General features: G+C 32.2%; 1 protein-coding gene and 1 pseudogene. Both read left to right on the top strand.

The genetic code is table 11. The features are described from left to right. The coding region (locus B3J44_RS02100) for a MazG nucleotide pyrophosphohydrolase domain-containing protein (RefSeq protein WP_286965391.1) at positions 1-189 on the top strand (189 nt) is incomplete at its 5' end. Between the two features lie 134 nt (positions 190-323). Next, positions 324-829 (top strand): annotated as a pseudogene (locus tag B3J44_RS02095) (3-phosphoshikimate 1-carboxyvinyltransferase); the annotation flags it as partial.

Genomic DNA, 829 nt, shown 5'->3' with positions numbered 1-829 from the left:
GGAGAACAATCTGAAAAAGAAAGCGATAAAAACAAAGATCTAGGAGAAGAACTAGCAGATGTTGTTTTTGTTGTGCTATGTTTAGCAAATCAGACAGGAATTGATTTACAGGCTGCTTTTGACAAAAAAATGGATCTAAAATCGGTTAGAGATAAAGATCGTCATAAAAACAATGATAAATTGAAATAATTGTGAAATATCGCTCATAAGTTTTGAATTATGAGTTTTGAATTTTGAATTATGAATGGGGAGTGGTAAATTGCGTGGCTGAATTATGTTTCTAATTATTCATAATTCATAAGTCACAACTTACAATAAAAAAAATGAATTTAAAACTAAGCACGAATTCAATATTTACTATTGATGATTCGCAACTAAATATTACAGGTTCAAAAAGTGAAACGAACCGTTTATTGTTATTAAAAGCATTATTTCCAAATATCACTTTAGCCAATACTTCAAACTCTGATGACAGCGAAGTGATGCAAAAAGCTTTAGCAGGAAATGACGAAATTGTAGATATTCATCACGCTGGAACTGCAATGCGTTTCTTAACGGCTTATTTTTCGGTTAACGAAGGAAGAGAAGTAGTCTTGACAGGTTCTAGCAGAATGCAGGAGCGTCCAATTAAAATTTTGGTTGATACTTTAAGACAATTGGGTGTTGAGATTTCTTATGAAAAAGAAGAAGGATATCCGCCAATTCGAATTAAAGGAAAAAAGGTTACGGCTTCAAAAGTAACTTTGGCAGCCAATGTAAGCAGCCAATATATTTCGGCTCTTTTATTAGTGGCTTCAAAATTAGATAATGGTTTAGAATTGACTTTAGA

Origin of the sequence: Flavobacterium sp. UBA4854, from assembly GCF_002399805.1 — a bacterium.
Taxonomy (GTDB): Bacteria; Bacteroidota; Bacteroidia; order Flavobacteriales; family Flavobacteriaceae; genus Flavobacterium; species Flavobacterium ginsengisoli.
The sequence above is the reverse complement of the archived record's forward strand: the minus strand, read 5'-3'. Positions and strand labels throughout refer to the sequence as shown.